This window comes from Rhodococcoides fascians A25f (assembly GCF_000760935.2).
GTDB lineage: Bacteria > Actinomycetota > Actinomycetes > Mycobacteriales > Mycobacteriaceae > Rhodococcoides.
The window spans coordinates 3,720,764-3,739,472 of sequence record NZ_CP049744.1 but is presented as its reverse complement, the minus strand read 5'-3'; the positions used below and the strand labels follow the sequence as shown (position 1 = coordinate 3,739,472).

The window sequence follows — 18,709 nt, the reverse complement described above, 5'->3', positions numbered from 1 at the left end:
GACCGCGGTCGAAGACGGACCGAGTGGTTCGGTTGGTTCGGGGTGGTGTCGCTATCCTTGGTCACGTTCCACCACCACGTGGAAGCGCTCCCAGGCGGGTGCGTACCTGTAACGCGGGGAAAATTGTCGACGATGAACACAGCGGGTGAGGAGTTGGACTCTTTCGTCGTTGCCGCAGCGCAAGGCGATCGACTGGCTCTGTCCCGGGTCTTGGAGTTCATCCGACCACTTGTCGTCCGGTACTGCCGGGCACGAGTCGGATCGGCTGAGCGCGGTCAGCTATCGGCCGACGATGTGGCGCAGGAGGTCTGTTTGGCAGTCATGACCGCCTTGCCGCGTTACCAGGACCAAGGTCGTCCGTTCATGGCATTCGTGTACGGCATCGCGGCTCACAAGGTCGCCGATGCCCATCGCAGCGCCTCGCGTAACAAATCGGACCCGGCCGCCGAAGTACCAGATGTCGTGTCGATGGAACACGGACCGGAGCAACGTGCTCTCGAATCCGAGTCGAGTCGTCAGATGACTGCACTGCTGGACACCTTGCCCGCCAAGCACCGAGAAATTCTGGTGCTCCGACTCATCGTCGGATTGTCGGCCGAGGAAACAGCTGCGGCAGTCGGCAGCACTGCAGGCGCTATCCGCGTGGCTCAGCACCGAGCTATCGCAAAACTGAAGAACGAAGTTGTGAGAGCAGGTGAAATGTATGGCTAGGGACATTGGTCACGGTGGCTCCGGTGAGACCCCGCGTCGCGGAATCTCGCGAATCGGTGAGCACGTGAACCCCACTGGACCGAAGCAGAACGATCCCTATGCCGACATCGGTGCAGACGGTGGTCCCGTGGACCTCGTCGCCGTACGTCGTGACGATGCGTTCATCGACGCGATCAGTGGTGACGGACCGATTGCTACCGATGACGCAGACGAGTATCAACTCGCCCTTCTACTCGCCAACTGGCGAGCAGACGTGGTGTCGCCGGCGATGCCCGCCGGCCCCTCCCTCGACGTGGTCGTGGCCTCGGTGGAACGCGAGAAGCTCGCCGCCGACATGGCGCGGAGGAGCTCGGCGAATCGTGGTGGACGGATGCGTTTACTGCGTCCCATCGCCGGTGCCGCCGCAGCGATCGCCGTGGTGATGGGTGGCCTTGTGGTCATCTCCTACAACTCGACGCCGGACGATCCGCTGTGGAGCGTCAAGTCCGTCGTCTTCTCCGAGCAAGCAGATTCGACTGTGGCGCAGATCGATACCACGTCCAAGCTGCAGGAGGCCGAAACCCTGCTGTCGTCGGGTGATGCCGATGCCGCTCGGGCTCTGCTCGACGGTGCATCGAACCGCACCTCTGCTGTGCTGGACGATTCCCAGCGCGCCGAGCTGGACCAGTGGCTGGCGCGTCTGCTTCAGGAGTTGCAGGCACTTACCTTGCCCGCGCCGGTACCACCGGCACCCGCGCCGGCCGTGCCTGCTCCCGTACCCAGCCCCGACCCCGTCGCCCCGCAGGCTCCGGTGGATGCGATCACTCCGGACACCAGCGCGGTTCCGGTCACACCGAGCCCGGCAACATCGACGCCCGTGGTGCCGCCTACCACGACGAGTCCGAGTCCGACAACGACCGACGTCGCACCGACGGTCCTTCTCGACCCGAATCAACCGACGGCTACCGCCGGTGGCAGTTCGTCCGAGAACCGCGACCGTATGTCGGTTCCGTCCGGCGGAAGCTGAGCGGAAACCGGACGGCACCGTCCGTCCCCGGCCAACGAAGAAGCCCGACACGATCATCGTGTCGGGCTTCTTCGTCTTGCGGAGGTCGGGCCGTAACTCAGCTGTCGAAACCGTCGCCGTGCAGGGCGTCGTTCATCGATGCATCCGCGAAACCGCGGCAGTAGTCCCAGGTGACGTACGCGTCGGGAACGGGGTCGTAGGCCGGCTCGTGCGGTCGTACGGTGCCGTCGACCAAGAGCTGCAACAGGTTCGCGCGGAGCATGTCCCAGTCGTGGTAGTGGTCCTGCTGGCAGTCCTCGCAGCACACGACCAGACCGCGGATGCCGCGATGGCCGAGCAGTGCTTCGTAGACAGCAAGGTCCGCCAGGTCTTCCTCGACGGCCAGTCGCTCCTGAGGGTCCAGGGGCTGGCCAGGCTCGATGGCGTCGAGGGCGGCCGACGGGTCGGCTGGGTCTCCGGCGAAGGGGTCCGGGGGTAAACCGGGAGGCAGTTGATCGCGCACGCCTCCACGGTACGCAGGACTGGTGGGTCTGCGCCAGCCGTTCGAAAGCGACATGCCGGACGTGGATGCTGCGCACTGGTGCCGATGGCCGAAATTTCCGGGCCTCGGGCAGGCCGTAGTGGGAGGCATTCGCACTGGTTGTGCCCTAGCCGATACCATGGTTCACGGCGCTGAACAGATGAGTGCAAGTGCCGAAACTCCATCCGTTCTCCAATCCCGCCCATCCGTTGTCCAATCCCGCACTGCGGTGCGCCTGCGAGCTCTCACCGGCCGCACGCCGCGCCGAAGTGCAACCAGGCTCTAGGGAGGGCCAGATTCGCATGAGTAGTCCCGGAGCCCACGTCCGCACAGGCGGCGACGATCCCACCAAGGTCGCGATGCTCGGCCTCACGTTCGACGATGTCCTGCTGCTGCCGGCCGCTTCGGATCTGATTCCCAGCTCGGTCGACACGTCCAGTCAGATCACCCGCGAGATCCGGTTGCGGGTGCCGTTGGTCAGCTCCGCCATGGACACCGTCACCGAAGCGCGGATGGCGATCGCTATGGCCCGCGCCGGCGGCATGGGCGTGCTGCACCGCAACCTGTCGCTGCAGGATCAGGCGTCGCAGGTGGAAACCGTCAAGCGCTCCGAAGCGGGCATGGTCACCGATCCGGTCACCTGCAAGCCCACCGATTCGTTGGCCGAGGTCGACGCCATGTGCGCGCGCTTCCGCATCTCGGGATTGCCCGTCACCGACGAGACCGGCGCGCTCGTCGGCATCATCACCAACCGCGACATGCGCTTCGAGGTGGACCAGAACCGCCGCGTCGCCGATGTGATGACCAAGGCTCCACTCATCACCGCGCAGGAGGGCGTCACCGCTGAGGCCGCCCTCGGCCTGCTGCGCCGCCACAAGATCGAGAAGCTTCCGATCGTGGACGGCAAAGGCGCACTGACCGGCCTCATCACGGTCAAGGACTTCGTCAAGACCGAGCAGCATCCCAACGCCACCAAGGACCGTGACGGCCGCTTGCTCGTCGGTGCCGCGGTGGGCGTCGGACAGGACGCGTGGGCTCGTTCGATGGCCCTGACCGATGCCGGTGTCGACGTCGTCATCGTCGACACCGCGCACGGCCACAATTCGCAGGTGTTGGAGATGGTCAGCAAGCTCAAGGCCGAGGTGGGCGATCGGGTTCAGGTCGTCGGCGGAAACGTCGCCACCCGCGCAGGTGCACTCGCTCTCGTCGAGGCCGGCGCGGATGCGGTCAAGGTCGGCGTCGGGCCGGGGTCCATCTGCACCACTCGAGTGGTCGCAGGCGTCGGCGCTCCGCAGATCACCGCCATCCTCGAAGCCGTTGCCGCGTGCAAGCCGCACGGTGTGCCGGTCATCGCCGACGGCGGTATGCAGTTCTCCGGTGATATTGCGAAGGCACTCGCTGCAGGTGCATCGACCGCCATGCTCGGATCGTTGCTGGCCGGAACGGCCGAGTCCCCCGGAGAGCTGATTCTGGTGGGCGGCAAGCAGTTCAAGAGCTACCGCGGCATGGGTTCTCTCGGTGCCATGCAGGGGCGTGGGGGAGCGAAGTCGTTCTCCAAGGACCGCTACTTCCAGGACGACGTGCTGGCCGAGGACAAGTTGGTGCCCGAGGGCATCGAAGGCCGTGTCCCGTATCGCGGACCGTTGAATCAGGTCATTCACCAGCTCACCGGTGGTCTAAGAGCTGCGATGGGCTACACCGGGTCCAACTCGATCGAAGACCTGCAGAAGGCTCAGTTCGTGCAGATCACCGCGGCCGGGCTCAAGGAGAGCCATCCGCACGACATCACGATGACCGCAGAGGCCCCGAACTACACCACCCGATAGTCGTTTCGGCCTCACTCGGCCGACTCGATTCGCTCTCGAAGTAGAAAGGTGCGCGCGTGCGCGACCTCGTTGAAATCGGCATGGGCAGAGAAGCCCGCCGCACCTACCAGCTGGACGACGTGGACATCGTGCCGTCCCGTCGTACTCGGTCGTCGAAGGAGGTGTCGACGGCGTGGCAACTCGACGCGTACCGCTTCGACATCCCGGTGCTCGCCCATCCGACCGACGCCCTGGTCTCGCCCGCGTTCGCGATCGAGCTGGGTCGCCAGGGTGGACTCGGAGTCGTCAACGGTGAGGGCCTCTGGGCCCGCCACGCGGACGTACAGGCCAAGCTGGATCAGCTGATCCATATCGCCGAGACCGATCTCGATCCCGATGCGCCCATCGCATTTCTGCAGGAGTTGCACGCCGCGCCGCTGCAGCCCGATCTGCTGTCGGCCGCCGTCGGCCAGGTCCGCGATTACGGGGTCACCGTGGCGGTGCGGGTGAGTCCGCAGAACGCACGTGCGTTGACACCCGCTCTGGTCGCCGCCGGCCTCGATCTGCTGGTCATCCAGGGCACCATCATCTCCGCCGAGCACGTGGCGCACGGCGACGAAGAGCCGCTCAACCTCAAGACGTTCATCGCCGAACTGGACGTCCCCGTGATCGCCGGTGGCGTCAGCGATCACCGCACTGCGCTGCACCTGATGCGCACGGGTGCAGCAGGCGTCATCGTCGGCTACGGCTCCGTCGAAGGCGGCACGACCACCGGTGAGGTGCTCGGCATCGGTGTTCCGATGGCCACCGCGATCGCCGACGCGGCAGCCGCGCGTCGGGACTACCTGGACGAGACCGGCGGCCGGTACGTGCACGTCATCGCCGACGGCGACATCACCACCTCCGGCGCGTTGGCCAAGGCCATCGCCTGCGGAGCCGACGCTGCGGTTCTCGGAGCGCCGTTGGCCGTCGCCGCGGAAGCTCCCGGTGGCGGCTGGTACTGGCCGTCCGCGGCGGCGCATCCGTCGATGCCGCGTGGTGCGTTGCTGCCGATGTCGGCGGGGGAGCGTCCGAGCCTCGATCAGGTGCTGCACGGACCGTCGCGCGAGTCGTACGGCTCGATCAACCTGGTCGGCGGACTGCGTCGGTCGATGGCGAAGTCGGGATACTCCGATCTCAAGGAATTCCAGAAGGTGGGCCTGAACGTCAGGGCCTGATCAAGTCTTTTCCAGCAGGGCGCGCACTCCTTTCACACCGGGGTGCGCGCCCTTTCTTTTGCATGTCGTCCACCTAAGCCGACCCTGGGTTGGTGATACCTCTCGTAACAGCTAGAATCGTTTGTGGCGGTAGTCACACGGGGGTGTGCATACTGTTCGACAGCAACGGATGTAGCGGAGGTCACCATGGGTTCAGCTGTTCGCGCCACGGATTACGACGTTCTGATCGTCGGTTCGGGCTTCGGCGGAAGTGTCACTGCGCTGAGGCTGGTGGAGAAGGGATACCGCGTCGGAATCCTGGAAGCCGGGCAACGCTTCGAGGACAAGGACTTCGCGAAGAACAGCTGGGATCTCAAGCGCTTCCTGTGGGCACCGAAGCTGGGCCTGTACGGAATCCAGCGCGTGCACCTGTTGCGCGATTGCCTCATCCTCGCCGGTGCCGGAGTGGGCGGTGGATCACTGAACTACGCGAACACCCTTTACAAGCCTCAGGCACCGTTCTTCGAGGACAAGCAGTGGGCGCACATCACCGACTGGAGCAGCGAGCTCTCTCCGTTCTACGACCAGGCCACCCGCATGCTCGGCGTGGTGCGCAATCCACACATGACCCCTGCCGACGAGGTCATGAAGTCGGTCGCCGAGGACATGGGTGTCGCCGACACGTTCATCCAGACACCGGTGGGCGTGTTCTTCGGTGACGAACCCGGCAAGACCGTTCCGGACCCGTACTTCGGTGGTGCCGGTCCCGAGCGCACCGGATGCATCGAATGCGGTGAGTGCATGACGGGGTGTCGCCACGGTGCCAAGAACACACTGTTGAAGAACTACCTCGGCTTGGCCGAGCGCGCGGGAGCCGAGATCGTGCCGATGACGACGGTGTCCGGCCTTCGCCCCCGATCCGACGGCACCTGGGACGTCGACACCGAGCGCACCGGTGCTCGGCTCCGCAAGGGCAAGAAGACCTACAGCGCGGCAAATGTCGTGTTGGCCGCGGGCACCTGGGGCACCCAGAATCTGCTGCACAAGATGAAAGACACGGGCGCGCTGCCCAAACTGTCGGACACACTCGGCGAACTGACTCGCACCAATTCCGAGTCGATCGTCGGTGCGGCCAAGCTGGCGGTCGATCCGAACATGGACCTCACGCGCGGAGTCGCCATCACGTCCTCGTTCCACCCCAGCCCCAACACGCACATCGAGCCGGTTCGGTACGGCAAGGGCTCGAACGCGATGGGCATGCTGCAGACCCTGATGACCGACGGCGGGGGAAGAGTTCCGCGGTGGCTCAAGTTCGTGTTCGCGATGATCGCGCATCCGATTCAGTTCGTCCGTGTGGTCAACGTCCGGCACTGGAGCGAGCGCACCATCATCGCGCTGGTGATGCAGAATCTGGACAACTCGATCACCACGTTCACCAAGCGAGGGCCGTTCGGCCGCAAGGTTTCCAGCAGGCAGGGCCACGGGGAGCCGAATCCGACGTGGATCCCCGAGGGCAACGACGCCACCCGGCGCATCGCCAAGAAGATCGGCGGCGTCGCAGGCGGCACCTGGGGAGAGCTGTTCAACATCCCGCTCACCGCACACTTCCTCGGCGGCTGCGCCATCGCGTCGGATTCGGCGCACGGCGTCATCGATCCGTACCACCGCGTCCACGGATACCCGACGCTGAGCGTGGTGGACGGGGCGGCCGTGTCGGCAAACCTCGGGGTCAACCCGTCGCTGACCATCAGCGCGCAGGCCGAGCGGTCCGCCGCACTGTGGCCGAACAAGGGCGAGTTGGATCTTCGCCCGGCACAGGGGCTTCCGTATCAGCGGCTCGATCCCATCGCCCCCAATTCGCCTGTCGTCCCGGTGGACGCTCCGGGTGGACTGAGATTGCCTATCGTCGAGATCAGGTCCGGCTCCGCGGCGCTGCACGTCGAGCATTCGGGTGTTGCGTAGGCACTACAGCGGTCCCACTAGACTGACCCGGTGACCGACTCCACTGCACACGATCCCGCACACGCACGCCCGGTTCTCGTCGTCGACTTCGGTGCCCAGTACGCGCAGTTGATCGCCCGCCGTGTGCGTGAGGCCAACGTGTACTCCGAGGTGATCTCGCATACCGCAACCGCCGAGGAGATCGCGGCAAAGGATCCGGTCGCGCTGGTGCTCTCCGGTGGACCGTCGAGCGTCTACGCCGACGGGGCACCCGAACTGGACTCGACGCTCCTCGACCTCGGCATCCCCGTGTTCGGAATCTGCTACGGATTCCAGGCCATGGCTCAGGCCCTCGGCGGAACCGTCGAGCACACCGGAACGCGGGAGTACGGTCGCACCCAGCTCAGCGTGGACGGCGGTCGTCTGCACGACGGTTTGCCTGCGACCCAGCCGGTGTGGATGAGCCACGGCGACGCGGTCACCGCGGCCCCGGAGGGCTTCACCGTCACTGCCACCAGCGCCGGGGCACCGGTTGCCGCCTTCGAGAACGAGGCCAAGCGGATGGCCGGAGTGCAGTATCACCCCGAGGTTCTGCACTCCCCACACGGGCAGCAGGTACTCAGCCGGTTCTTGCACGAGACGGCGGGCATCGCTCCGGACTGGACAGCGGCCAACATCGCCGACGCACTGATCGAGGCAGTTCAGGAGCAGGTCGGTCCGACGGGCAAGGCCATCTGCGGTCTGTCCGGAGGAGTCGACTCCGCGGTGGCGGCAGCTCTGGTGCAGCGCGCAATCGGCGACCGGTTGACCTGTGTCTTCGTCGACCATGGATTGCTGCGTGCCGGCGAGCGCGAGCAGGTTCAGCAGGATTTCGTGGCTGCCACCGGTGCCAAGCTCGTCACCGTCGATGCTGTCGACACCTTCCTCAATGCGCTCGAGGGCGTCTCCGATCCGGAGGAGAAGCGCAAGATCATCGGCCGCGAGTTCATCCGTAGCTTCGAGGGTGCCGTCACCGAGGTGCTGGGTGAGAACGCCGAGCACGGCGACTCCGTCGAGTTCCTGGTGCAGGGCACGCTCTACCCGGATGTCGTGGAGTCCGGTGGTGGTTCGGGAACCGCCAACATCAAGAGCCATCACAATGTGGGCGGTTTGCCGGACGATCTGCAGTTCGCCCTGGTCGAGCCGTTGCGAGCGTTGTTCAAGGACGAGGTTCGTGCCGTCGGACGTGAATTGGGACTGCCCGAGGACATAGTCGGAAGACAACCTTTCCCCGGACCCGGACTGGCCATTCGTATCGTCGGAGAGATCACTGCGGATCGGCTGGCCACATTGCGTCATGCGGATTCCATTGTTCGAGAAGAACTTACGGTTGCCGGCTTGGATCAGCAGATCTGGCAGTGCCCGGTGGTGCTGCTGGCGGACGTCCGCAGTGTCGGAGTGCAGGGCGACGGTCGTACCTACGGTCATCCGATCGTGCTGCGTCCGGTGTCGAGCGAGGACGCGATGACTGCGGACTGGACCCGACTGCCGTACGACGTGCTGGAAACGATTTCGACTCGGGTGACCAACGAGGTTCCGGAGGTCAACCGAGTCGTTCTCGACGTGACGAGCAAGCCGCCGGGCACCATCGAGTGGGAGTGAGCGCGTCAGCTCTTTCTGCTGGGGCCCAATAGAAGAGCGACTCCGACGGCGACCGCAGCGATCACGAAGACCCAGCGAAATTGCACGTCGCTCAGGGCAACGATCGCATCCTGTCCGATGATTGCTGCGACCGAGACGACCATGGCGGCCAGTCCGGCAAGCAACAGCAGCGCCGACGGTCCGCGGCGGTTCGAGTTCTGCGCCTCGGTGTCGGAATCGCTGTCGCCGTAGTCGTGGCCGATACGGTCGGCGTTGTTCTTCTTCACTGGTTCACCACTTTCAGCTCGCCGAGCGCCAAGTCGCCCACGATCGTCAGGACCGGAGCATCGGGGCTCGTTGCCGGACCGAACCGTGTCTCGGTGGGGCACGAACCTATCAGCGCTTCGCACTCGACGGTCACGTTCATCGAATCGGGCACGGTGACCGTCGCACTGCCCAGTGCCACATCGATGTTCACGGTGCGGTTCTCGGTGAGTGCCAGGCCGGCAAGGTCGAGGTTCAGCTCACCGGCGCCGACGTCGTAGGACGGGGCGAGCTCGGCAACGGTCGACGGAACGACCTGCTGGGTTCCCGACGCACCGTTGCCCAGGTCCACCGGCCCGACCGCCGATGCCAGTACGACGAATCCGGCCAGGGGTGCCGCGACCACCAACAGTCCGTAGCCCTTGCGGAGGAAGGCACCGAGGATCAGCCCGACCGAGATGATCGCCAACGCGACGGCTCCGACGCGTCCCGCTGTGGCCCAGTCCCCGCCGGACGCGGCTCCGACCGCGGCGGTGACGGCAGCTCCGAGCAGTGCAAGGCCGAGAAAGCTTGCTGTCCAACGTGATCGGTGCTTACGCTCGATCGCTGCCGGTGGGAACGCCGGTGCCGGTTCGGGGAGATCCCAGGCGAACGGAGCCACCCCGAGCGGGTCCCACGACGGGGGAGTAACCGTGGGCGTTTCGGTCGGCGTCTGCTTGTTCAGATTCACGGTGTGGTCGACACCGGACTCTGCAGCATCGGAGCTATCGGCTACTTTCGGCGTCGGAACGTAACTGGTCGGCAGCGTCGTGTACGGGCTGTAGTGCTCGTGCTGGAACTGCGGCGGCCGATACTGAGCGGCCGTCCACTGCTCCGCGGACGTACTGTACGAGCCGAAAGGCTTGGGCGCGTAGTAGTTTCGGGAGAACTCTTCGGTCCGCATGTACGGCGGCGGCTCGGGGCAACGCTGATGCAGCAACCACAGGCCACCGAGCATGGCCAGCAGCGAGATGAGCCCCGAACCTCCGAGCCCGACACCTACCGGGCCTATCGTCGACACCGCGATCACCAACGCCACTGCGACGACGACCATCTTGGTCGTCGAGTCGGAACTGGTGCCGCGGCCGACGAGTGACTCTGCGCCCGACGCAGTGTCACCGGCTCGGCTGAGTACCAACCACGCCGCCAGATACAGCACGATGCCGGTGCCGCCGAACAGAGTGGACACGACGAACGCGACCCGAATCAGAACAGGATCCACGTCGTAGCGATAGCCGATACCGGCCGCGACACCCGCCACATGTCCGCGTTGCGGCAATCGGTGCGGACGGGTTCGCCACATCTGCTGAATTTGATCCGAGACGGTCACGTTGCTCATGACAACCATCGTGGCGCTCCCGATCGAGAAACACATCAGGGATACCCCTGATATCGACCCCGAGCGTAATCGGACGTCGGCGAAGGCGCGAAACATCAGGGCGAACCCTGATGCGACACTCGCCCCGTCCGTGTCAGGATCGATGCGTGCACCCTGTCGACAATCCACCCGTTGACGCCGCCCGCAACACACCACCCGTAGCCGGCGACGCTCCGGTCGCCCCTGTCACCCCTGCCACGTCGATTCCCCCAGCTCCTGCACGCTCTGCGCCTGACCCTTATCTACGACGCGGCGGCGGACGCATCGTCGGCGGCGTCGCCGGGGGTCTGGCCGACCATCTCGGCGTCGACGTCTTCAAGATTCGGGTGGCGTTCGCGCTGCTCGCGGCCTCGGCCGGTGCCGGAATCGCCGCCTACGGCCTGATCTGGATGTTCACGCCCGCCGGCGACGACACGGCACACCCGAGTGCCGCCGAACGTCAGCGTGCGCTGGGGTTGGCTGCCATCGGTCTCGGCCTCGCGGTGGGGCTCGCCTGGCTCCTCAGTGGTACTGCCGCATCGGTCATCGTGCCGGTCATCGTCGTGGTGGTCGGTGCAGCGCTGGTGTGGCGCGAGTTCGACGTCGAGGGTCCACGCACGGCTTTGGGACTGCCCAAGCATCCCACCGTGCTGAGCTGGGCGCGGGTGGTCGGCGGAGCAACACTGATCGTGCTCGGGCTGGGGGTGGTGGTCCTTGCCCGCGTCGACTTGGCCGCACTGCGTTCGTCGCTGCTGGCGGTGGTGGTCACCCTCGTCGGCGTCGGCCTGTTGACGGTTCCCATCTGGCTGCGTACGTGGCGTGCGCTCGGTGCCGAGCGTTCTGCGCGTATACGTAACGACGAACGCGAGGAGATTGCCTCACACTTGCACGACTCGGTGCTGCAGACACTCGCCTTGATCCAGAAGCAGTCCGATCGGCCGCAGGAGGTGATGCGGTTGGCGCGCGGGCAGGAGCGGGAGCTACGCAGATGGCTGTTCGACGGCGGCGACACCGACAACTCCAGCTTGGCCGACGCCCTCAAGACCATCTCCGGTGAGGTCGAGGATCAGCACGGTGTGACCGTCAGGCCCATCACCGTCGGAGACGTACATCTTCTGCCCGACGACGTCGAATCCGGCCTGTCCAGGGAGAGTTTCACCGCGCTGCTCGGTGCCACGCGCGAGGCACTGGTCAACGCGGCCAAGCATTCCGGTGAGACCAACATCGACCTGTTCGCCGAAACCGAAGCGGAGCAGGTCAGTATCTTCGTCCGCGACCGCGGAACCGGGTTCGACGAAACCGAGGTACCCGAGGACCGGCAGGGCCTGGCGAAGTCCATCAGGGGTCGTGTCGAACGCCGCGGCGGCACCGTGCAGGTACGGTCGACCGTCGGCAAGGGCACCGAAGTACGCATCTTCATGCCCCGCAACGGCAGTACTGTGACCACTGAATCGCCCGAAACCAACCAGCAGGAGCAGCCGACGTGACCGACCCGTTCCGAGTTTTCCTGGTCGACGATCACGCGGTCTTTCGCTCGGGCGTGCGAGCCGAACTCGGCCGGGAGGCGGACATCGAGGTGGTCGGTGAAGCGGGAGGCGTCGCCGAGGCGGTATCGGGTATCGACTCGACGAAACCCGATGTGGTGTTGCTCGACGTGCACATGCCCGACGGCGGTGGCGTGGCCGTGCTGAATCGCATCGCCGAGGGGCCGGTGTGCCTGGCGCTGAGTGTGTCCGATGCGGCCGAGGACGTCATTGCCGTCATCCGCGCCGGGGCGAGGGGATACGTGACCAAGACCATCTCCGGTACGGAGCTCGCCGACGGTGTTCGACGCGTCGCCGGGGGAGACGCGGTATTCAGCCCGCGTCTGGCCGGGTTCGTCCTCGATTCGTTCACCGGTCGTAGTGCCGCCCCGGAGCCCCCGCTGGATCCGGAACTGGATTCGCTGACGCCCCGTGAACTGGAGGTGCTGCGGTTGCTGGCGCGCGGATACACCTATCGCGAGATCGCCGAGGATCTGTTCATCTCCGTCAAGACCGTCGAGACTCATGCATCGAATGTTCTTCGAAAGACCCAGCAGTCCAACAGGAACGCACTCACGCGATGGGCGCACAAGCGTCGAATCGATTAGCCGTCGGCGTCGCGCTTGACCTTCGACCAACCCGAAGCCTCAGGATTTCACCATGACTGATTCGGACGAAGAATTCCTGACCATCGGTGTGTTCGCTCGCTCGAGCGGGCTGACCCCGAGTGCCCTGCGCTTCTACGACGACTGTGGATTGCTCGTCCCGGCGTCCATCGACTCGAAGTCCGGCTATCGCTACTACACTCGTGCACAGTCGAAGCGGGCCAACATCATTCGACAACTGCGCGAGATCGGGATGCCACTCGACAAGGTGACCGCCGCCCTCGACGGCGACGGAGCCGCGGCGGTCGAGATCGTGGATCGACACGTCGAGGAGCTGGCCGCGAATGCGCGCGCGGCAGCCGATGCTGCGGTGTCGATCCGCCGGCTGTTCGACGAAAAGTACTGCACGGCAACGGTATCTGCCGCGGAATTTGCCTCCGCAGTGGAACAGGTCTCGTCGGCAGCCGGGACGAGTGACGACTTCCCGGTGTTGCGAGGCGTCCTGATCGAGGTGGACGGCGGCACCGTCACTCTCACTGCGACGGATAGGTATCGGCTCTCCACCCGCAGTCTCGTTGCCCAGTGTTCGGCAGGCAGCCCGTGGTCTCGAATCGCAGCGGTCGGCTCGCTCGGGACGGTGACCGCAACCGGCACCCTCGTGCTGACGGCAACCGATGACGCGATGGTGATCGACTCCGACGGTGCGCGGGCCGAGGTGGATCCGGTCGACGGCGAATTCCCCGACTGGCGGGCGATCATGGACGGTTTGGCTCCGACCGTGACGAGGGTTGTGCTTCGACGCGATTTCGTTCCGCTCGACAGCGGCACCATTCGCATGACCGCCGGGCCGGACGGCGTCTCGGTCGATGGTGTTCCGGTTCCCGCGCAGGTGACCGGATCGGAGAGCGTGGTGTTCTTCGACTCGGCCGTCCTGCAGGCGGCCGTCGCCTCGGCTGTCGGACCCGACCTGATGCTCGACATCGCTGCACCGGATCAACCGATGCTGGTGCGCTCCGCGCTCGACGGCGCTCTGACGACGCTGGTGATGCCGGTTCGCGGCTGATCGAGTGCTTCCTGTCGTCGAAAGTCGGCGAAGTGTCGACTTTCGATGACTGGGGGCGAGCTCCCGCACTCGATACCGTCGACGGTATGGACGACAAGATGCTCGGGGAGACGCCACCGGCGGTGCTGTGGTTCTCTCGTGGTGATCGAATTCTGCTGATCGCCGGGGCAATGCTGATGGGCGGACTGCTGGGGTTCGCGGTGCCGTACGTGGCGGAGTGGGGAGCGTCGCTCACCTGGATACCGTTCCAGGGTCCGTTGGAGTTGATCGCATCGTGGTCACAGTGGTGGGTGCGGTACGTCTGCATCGCGGTGGGGGTTCTGCTCGGGTTGGCGCTGGTGGCCGCCGCGTTCTACGACACTGCGCGGGTGGCGGTGTCGGAGGCGCACGTACGCATCACCGAGAAGGGCGAGACCGCCACGGTGTCCAGATCGCAGGTGGGTACCGTGTTCGTCGACGGCAAGGAACTGGTGTTGCTCGACGCAGCTTCGCGTCAGTTGGTGCGAGTACCGAGCGAGGAGAAGCGTGAGGCCATCGAGGCAGCATTCGAGCAGCGGGGTTACTCGGTTGCGCCCGGTGATCCCTACGCGGATCTCTATCACCTGTGGGTGCCCGAGACGCCAGGCCTGGCACCGGAGGTGAATGCGGTGCTCAAAGCTCGGGACATGGCGCTGAAGAAGAAGGCGGGTTCCGATGCGCGCGAATTGCGTTCGGAGCTCGACAGACTCGGTGTAGTAGTGCGCGACAAGAAGACCAGTCAATACTGGCGTCCCCTGGTTCGATCATGACGGTCAGATCATGACTGTGCTGCGACGGCATCGAGATCGCGCATGGGATGTCGCCGCCATCGCGTTCGCGTTGTTGTTGGTGGTGTCGGTAGCCGCAGGCACCGAGGGTATGACCACCACCCGAACGGTCGTCTCCATCGTCGTGGGCGTTGTCGGTGCCGTGCTGTTGTGGTGGCGTCGCCGGTGGCCGATCGAGTTGGCGGTGGCGCTGGCGGTGTGTGCTGTTCTCACCGATGCAGTGGGTGGAGCCGAACTGGTGGCCGTCTTCACGGTGGCTTCTCGAAAGTCGTGGCGGGTCACCACCGCGGTGGTGGTTCTGCACGTGCTGGCGTCGATGATCTGGACGACCGTGTGGGCCGAGCAGTCGATTCTGTACGTCGCGACGACCAGTCTCGCCTTTCTGAGCATCCCGGCGGCATGGGGCATCGTCGTCAAGTCGCGTCGCGAGGTGATCGATTCGCTACGTGAGCGGGCCGAACGAGCAGAATCGGAGTCGAATCTGCGAGCCGAGACCGTTCGCGGACTCGAACGTGAGCGGATCGCCCGGGAGATGCACGACGCTCTCGCGCATCGGATCTCGTTGGTCAGTCTCCATGCGGGTGCGCTCGAGGTCCGGCCGGATGTCGGTGCGCGGGAGGTCGAAGCACTCGCGTCGACCATCAGATCCAATGCGCACGGGGCCCTGGAGGATCTGCGGGAGATACTGGGAGTACTTCGATCGGGCGAGGTGAACGTGCCGCGTCCACAACCGGGTGTGGACGATATTGCTGCGCTGATCGAGGATTCGGAGAAAGCCGGTACACAGGTGACGTTTTTCGACGAGATGCCTGCGAACCTCTCGCTGCCTGCCTCTGCTTCTCGCACCGTTCACCGTGTGATTCAGGAGGGCCTGACCAATGCCAGAAAGCATGCGCCGGGGTTGCCGGTGCGATGTGGAATTACGCAGGTCGACAACGAGATTCGAGTGTGGCTCGAAAACGGCATCGGCACAGGGGGATTCGCGACAGTACCGGGCTCTCGATCGGGAATGATCGGCCTCACCGAGCGGGTCGAGCTGGCGGGCGGGCGAATCGAGTACGGTATCGCCCGAAGCAGCGTCGGAGTGGTCTACCGTCTGGAAGCATGGCTACCGTGCCCGAACTGACCGATGGTCCCGAAGCGGGCAAGACACTCGAGGTGTTGCTCGTCGACGACGACGCGTTGGTCCGGGCTGGGTTGTCGCTCATCCTGAGTTCGGATCCGGGTATCGCAGTGGTCGGTGAGGCGTCCGACGGTCGCGGCGGTATCGAGGCAGTGCACGCGCTGTCTCCCGACGTGGTTCTGATGGATGTGCGGATGCCCGTCATGGACGGTCTGGCTGCCACCGAAATGCTTCGGGCAGAGGGTTTTTCGGCGGCAATCGTGGTGTTGACCACGTTCGACACCGACGAATATCTGCTGCGGGCTCTGCGGGCGGGAGCCAACGGGTTCTTGCTCAAGGACACGCCGCCGCGCGACATCATCGACGCGGTGCATCGCGTCGGAACCGGGGAGTCGATGCTGTCGCCGGCGGCCGTAGGACGCTTGGTTGCCCACTGGCGCGAGCAGGACGCTCGATCACACGACTCCGCCACGGCGCGAGCGCGAGCGGTACTGGATTCTCTCACCGATCGAGAACGTGAGGTGGCAGTTGCCGTCGGATCGGGAAAGTCCAACGCGGAGATCAGCGCGGAGTTGTACATGAGTGTGGCAACGGTGAAGACCTACGTGTCACGGATCCTGACGAAGCTGGAGTGCAGCAACAGGGTTCAGATTGCGATCATCGTGCACGAGTCGCGTTGACGGGGTCGATCACCAATTCGGTGGCAGCGTCGAGTACCTGCCGACGGGTGAAGCCGGGATGATCGGCGTCGAGCAGTCGGCTGCCGATTGCAACGCAGAAGGCAATCAGGCAGCGAGCTTCGAGTTCGACTCCCTCGACGCCGTTGCCCGCGAACGATGTGCGCAACAATTCCATTCGTCGGTTGTCGACTTCTCGTAGGCGTTCTGCGACGCCGGAGTCGCGGCGCGCCCATTCGCGTACGGCCATGTCCGTCGGCAGGCGTTCGTCGTCGAATGTCAGGTGGCCGGCGAGGACGGCCCGGTCCGCCGGAGCACCTCCGACTCGCTCGACGGCAGCGAGTACCTCGTCGACGCTGTCTGTGCGCCACCGGTCGAGCATGGCGTCGAGGAGGGCCTGCCGGTCCGAGAAGTGGCCGTAGAAGCCGCCTTTGGTCACTCCGATGCGCGTCGCGAGAACTTCCACGCGGACTGCATCGGGACCGCCTTCGACGAGGAGGGTCAAGCCCTCCTCGATCCACCTGTCACGTGGGGTGCGTGCACGAGGCAAAGTGCCCTCCTGAGCGTCGGCGAAATCGATCTATACGGCACCGTATAAAAGGGATACGATCGCGTTGTACGCCACCGTATACCCGAGGGGAGTCGAGTGTGTCGAAGACTGACGAGCAGGACCGGTATCTGGTGAAGAGGCTGGTCGGAGCCGGTGAGATGACCGAGGACGTACTCGCTCGCTCGACCATGCGAGCGGACTACGTCGACCACTTCTTCGTGGACGTCGCTGTCACGGCCACGCCTGAACAGTATGCGAGAGCCATGTTCGGTGATGTTCCTACCGCCACGGAACGATTCATCTGGCAGGGTTTGTTGCAGTTGAGGCTGATCGGAGGATCGACGCCGACGTCGGTGGCCGGATGGAGCATTGCAGAAGCTACCAAGCAGTGGATTCGCATGGAGGCCCGATCGCATTCTCTGACTGTGCATCTGGTGATCCAGGCAGCAGGCGGACGGCTCGAATTGACGACGTTCGTCGATACGACCGCAGTCCGGGGAGGTGGGTGTGGGTGCCGTTGTCGGCGGTGCACCGCAGGCTTGCACCATCGGTGCTCACCGACGCCATCGCGCGACTCGGGAGCCGGGTTACACCACGAGCGTGATCAGCAGTACGACAACGACAACGACGGCGAGGATCAGTGCAGCGAGGATGACCGGCGACGGAATCGTCGTCCGATCGCCCACGGCATCTTCGATCCGCATCAGCACGTTCTCGATGGGGTTCTTCTTCTTTCGGGGTAGGTCGAACGGTGGGGGAGAGTAGCTGGAGGGAATCGGATTCGCTGGGCTTTCACCGGGTTGCACGGCGGGTAGGCCTGCGACGGTGCTGCCGAATTCTCGGGACGGACGGCGAGATTCGGATACCGGTGTCGAGCGTCTTGCCCATGCCGGAACTACGCCGTCCGCAGAGGTGAGCGGTACACCGCGTAGCTGAGCTATGTTGCCGCGCTTGCTGATCGCAGCGAGGATGATCTCGTCGCGGGCCTGCGCCATGGTGGGACGCCGAGCAGGATCGGGCTCGAGCATGTGCAGCAGCGGACCGGTGAGATCTCCGCTGCGGGTGGGAGAGATGATCTGCCCCTTGGCAACTCGGTGCAACAGTGCGATCGAATCGTGGTCGATGTCGAACGGAGGTTTGCCTTCGATGGCGGTGTACAGCGTTGCGCCGAGGGAGAACACGTCGCTGGCCGCGGTTGGATCCTGTCCGCGGGCAACCTCCGGGGCGAAATATGCAGGGGTGCCGGTGATCACGCTGTCGTCGGATTCCTCGACGTCCCCTTTGGCGCGGGAGATACCGAAATCACTGATCTTGACGATGCCCAGATCCTTGCCGCGATCGGCGATCAGGATGTTGCCCGGCTTGATGTCGCGGTGCACGATTCCTGCCTCGTGCGCCTCGGTCAGTGCGTCGGCGATCTGTGCCCCGATCTGAGCAACCTCGAACGGCGGTAGCGAATCGGTGGTGCCGAGCGCCTGCGCGAGACTGCGCGAGGACAGGTACTCCATGACCAGCCACGGCTCGCCGTCGACGAGAGCGACGTCATGCATCGCGATGGCGTGGGGGCTGGACAGGCGGGCAGCGATACGACCCTCACGCATGGCCCGATTACGCACCTCGACAGCTTGCTCAGGGCTCAGCGCGGTGGTGGATGTGACCTGCTTGACGGCCACCTGGCGGTGCAGAAGTGTGTCGGTTGCGAGCCATACTGCGCCCATTCCGCCGCCCCCGAGTTTGCCGGCAAGGCGGTATCTTCCGGCCAGGAGGTAGTCGGGTCCGACTCCTCGTCGAACACGCTGCTGATCGGTCACGCCCACAGGTTAGTTGACGATGGCGGGGTGTGCCCGCAGCCGCAGAACGGAAGCCCCCACCAGCGGGTTCGGCACCACCTTGACGAGTTGCC

Annotated in this window: 17 protein-coding genes; 12 read left to right on the top strand and 5 right to left on the bottom strand. The window is 65.0% G+C overall.

What is annotated here, in order from left to right; translation table 11 throughout:
• Positions 1 to 132: 132 nt before the first annotated feature.
• On the top strand, positions 133 to 711 hold the full coding sequence (locus BH93_RS17605; RefSeq protein WP_032376740.1) for a sigma-70 family RNA polymerase sigma factor: 579 nt from the start codon (positions 133 to 135) through the stop codon (positions 709 to 711).
• On the top strand, positions 704 to 1,717 hold the full coding sequence (locus BH93_RS17600; RefSeq protein ID WP_052065693.1) for an anti-sigma-D factor RsdA: 1,014 nt from the start codon (positions 704 to 706) through the stop codon (positions 1,715 to 1,717). Before BH93_RS17605 ends, BH93_RS17600 begins: the two co-directional genes overlap by 8 nt.
• 97 nt (positions 1,718 to 1,814) lie before the next feature.
• Here BH93_RS17600 and BH93_RS17595 read toward each other — a convergent pair whose 3' ends face one another.
• Positions 1,815 to 2,219: a DUF5319 domain-containing protein gene (locus tag BH93_RS17595; RefSeq protein ID WP_032378069.1), complete on the bottom strand. Its 405-nt coding sequence runs from the start codon at positions 2,217 to 2,219 to the stop codon at positions 1,815 to 1,817.
• A 320-nt stretch (positions 2,220 to 2,539) separates the two neighbouring features.
• On the opposite strand from BH93_RS17595, the gene guaB reads away from it, so the two are divergent.
• From guaB to guaA, 4 genes are all read left to right on the top strand, one after another.
• A complete protein-coding gene (guaB, locus tag BH93_RS17590) occupies positions 2,540 to 4,063 on the top strand; it encodes an IMP dehydrogenase (protein WP_032376741.1) in 1,524 nt (507 codons plus the stop codon).
• 56 nt (positions 4,064 to 4,119) lie between these two features.
• Complete coding sequence (locus tag BH93_RS17585; protein WP_037176631.1) at positions 4,120 to 5,259, top strand: GuaB3 family IMP dehydrogenase-related protein; 1,140 nt, start codon at positions 4,120 to 4,122, stop codon at positions 5,257 to 5,259.
• 186 nt (positions 5,260 to 5,445) lie between these two features.
• Positions 5,446 to 7,200: an FAD-dependent oxidoreductase gene (locus BH93_RS17580; protein ID WP_037176633.1), complete on the top strand. Its 1,755-nt coding sequence runs from the start codon at positions 5,446 to 5,448 to the stop codon at positions 7,198 to 7,200.
• Between the two features lie 30 nt (positions 7,201 to 7,230).
• Complete coding sequence (gene guaA, locus BH93_RS17575) at positions 7,231 to 8,820, top strand: glutamine-hydrolyzing GMP synthase (protein ID WP_037176636.1); 1,590 nt, start codon at positions 7,231 to 7,233, stop codon at positions 8,818 to 8,820.
• 5 nt (positions 8,821 to 8,825) lie between these two features.
• Here the strand turns inward: guaA and BH93_RS17570 are convergent, their stop codons facing one another.
• Positions 8,826 to 9,086 carry a hypothetical protein gene (locus BH93_RS17570; protein ID WP_242458999.1) on the bottom strand — a complete coding sequence of 87 codons (261 nt, stop codon included), beginning with the start codon at positions 9,084 to 9,086 and terminating at the stop codon, positions 8,826 to 8,828.
• Complete coding sequence (locus tag BH93_RS17565; protein ID WP_165712741.1) at positions 9,083 to 10,441, bottom strand: PspC domain-containing protein; 1,359 nt, start codon at positions 10,439 to 10,441, stop codon at positions 9,083 to 9,085. The genes BH93_RS17570 and BH93_RS17565 overlap by 4 nt, the downstream gene beginning before the upstream one ends.
• Before the next feature lie 146 nt (positions 10,442 to 10,587).
• Between BH93_RS17565 and BH93_RS17560 the strand changes: the two genes are divergently transcribed.
• The 6 genes from BH93_RS17560 to BH93_RS17535 are packed head-to-tail and all read left to right on the top strand — an operon-like array spanning position 10,588 to position 16,259.
• Positions 10,588 to 11,946 carry a sensor histidine kinase gene (locus tag BH93_RS17560; protein WP_037176638.1) on the top strand — a complete coding sequence of 453 codons (1,359 nt, stop codon included), beginning with the start codon at positions 10,588 to 10,590 and terminating at the stop codon, positions 11,944 to 11,946.
• Positions 11,943 to 12,590 (top strand): response regulator, encoded by a 648-nt coding sequence (locus tag BH93_RS17555; protein WP_037176639.1) that lies wholly within the window; start codon positions 11,943 to 11,945, stop codon positions 12,588 to 12,590. The genes BH93_RS17560 and BH93_RS17555 overlap by 4 nt, the downstream gene beginning before the upstream one ends.
• A gap of 52 nt (positions 12,591 to 12,642) precedes the next feature.
• Positions 12,643 to 13,650 carry a DNA polymerase III subunit beta family protein gene (locus tag BH93_RS17550; protein ID WP_037176640.1) on the top strand — a complete coding sequence of 336 codons (1,008 nt, stop codon included), beginning with the start codon at positions 12,643 to 12,645 and terminating at the stop codon, positions 13,648 to 13,650.
• Between the two features lie 32 nt (positions 13,651 to 13,682).
• Positions 13,683 to 14,438 carry a YqeB family protein gene (locus BH93_RS17545; RefSeq protein WP_155291093.1) on the top strand — a complete coding sequence of 252 codons (756 nt, stop codon included), beginning with the start codon at positions 13,683 to 13,685 and terminating at the stop codon, positions 14,436 to 14,438.
• Between the two features lie 10 nt (positions 14,439 to 14,448).
• A complete protein-coding gene (locus BH93_RS17540) occupies positions 14,449 to 15,582 on the top strand; it encodes a sensor histidine kinase (protein WP_037176641.1) in 1,134 nt (377 codons plus the stop codon).
• The gene (locus tag BH93_RS17535) at positions 15,561 to 16,259 is read left to right on the top strand and encodes a response regulator (protein WP_052065698.1); all 699 of its coding nucleotides are present in this window, start codon (positions 15,561 to 15,563) and stop codon (positions 16,257 to 16,259) included. The genes BH93_RS17540 and BH93_RS17535 overlap by 22 nt, the downstream gene beginning before the upstream one ends.
• On the opposite strand, the gene BH93_RS17530 is transcribed toward BH93_RS17535, so the two are convergent.
• Both BH93_RS17530 and BH93_RS17525 read right to left on the bottom strand, forming a co-directional pair.
• Positions 16,237 to 16,806: a TetR/AcrR family transcriptional regulator gene (locus BH93_RS17530; protein WP_037176642.1), complete on the bottom strand. Its 570-nt coding sequence runs from the start codon at positions 16,804 to 16,806 to the stop codon at positions 16,237 to 16,239. The two genes, BH93_RS17535 and BH93_RS17530, sit on opposite strands and share 23 nt — an antisense overlap.
• 587 nt (positions 16,807 to 17,393) lie before the next feature.
• The gene (locus tag BH93_RS17525; protein WP_242458998.1) at positions 17,394 to 18,617 is read right to left on the bottom strand and encodes a serine/threonine-protein kinase; all 1,224 of its coding nucleotides are present in this window, start codon (positions 18,615 to 18,617) and stop codon (positions 17,394 to 17,396) included.
• Positions 18,618 to 18,709 lie beyond the last annotated feature (92 nt).

Excerpts from the sequence above, each read along its gene's own strand:
- BH93_RS17605 (WP_032376740.1), top strand. The coding sequence starts at position 133 with ATGAACACAGCGGGTGAGGAGTTGGACTCTTTCGTCGTTGCCGCAGCG.
- BH93_RS17600 (WP_052065693.1), top strand. The coding sequence starts at position 704 with ATGGCTAGGGACATTGGTCACGGTGGCTCCGGTGAGACCCCGCGTCGC.
- guaB (WP_032376741.1), top strand. The coding sequence starts at position 2,540 with ATGAGTAGTCCCGGAGCCCACGTCCGCACAGGCGGCGACGATCCCACC.
- BH93_RS17580 (WP_037176633.1), top strand. The coding sequence starts at position 5,446 with ATGGGTTCAGCTGTTCGCGCCACGGATTACGACGTTCTGATCGTCGGT.
- BH93_RS17565 (WP_165712741.1), bottom strand. The coding sequence starts at position 10,441 with ATGAGCAACGTGACCGTCTCGGATCAAATTCAGCAGATGTGGCGAACC.
- BH93_RS17550 (WP_037176640.1), top strand. The coding sequence starts at position 12,643 with ATGACTGATTCGGACGAAGAATTCCTGACCATCGGTGTGTTCGCTCGC.
- BH93_RS17540 (WP_037176641.1), top strand. The coding sequence starts at position 14,449 with ATGACTGTGCTGCGACGGCATCGAGATCGCGCATGGGATGTCGCCGCC.
- BH93_RS17535 (WP_052065698.1), top strand. The coding sequence starts at position 15,561 with ATGGCTACCGTGCCCGAACTGACCGATGGTCCCGAAGCGGGCAAGACA.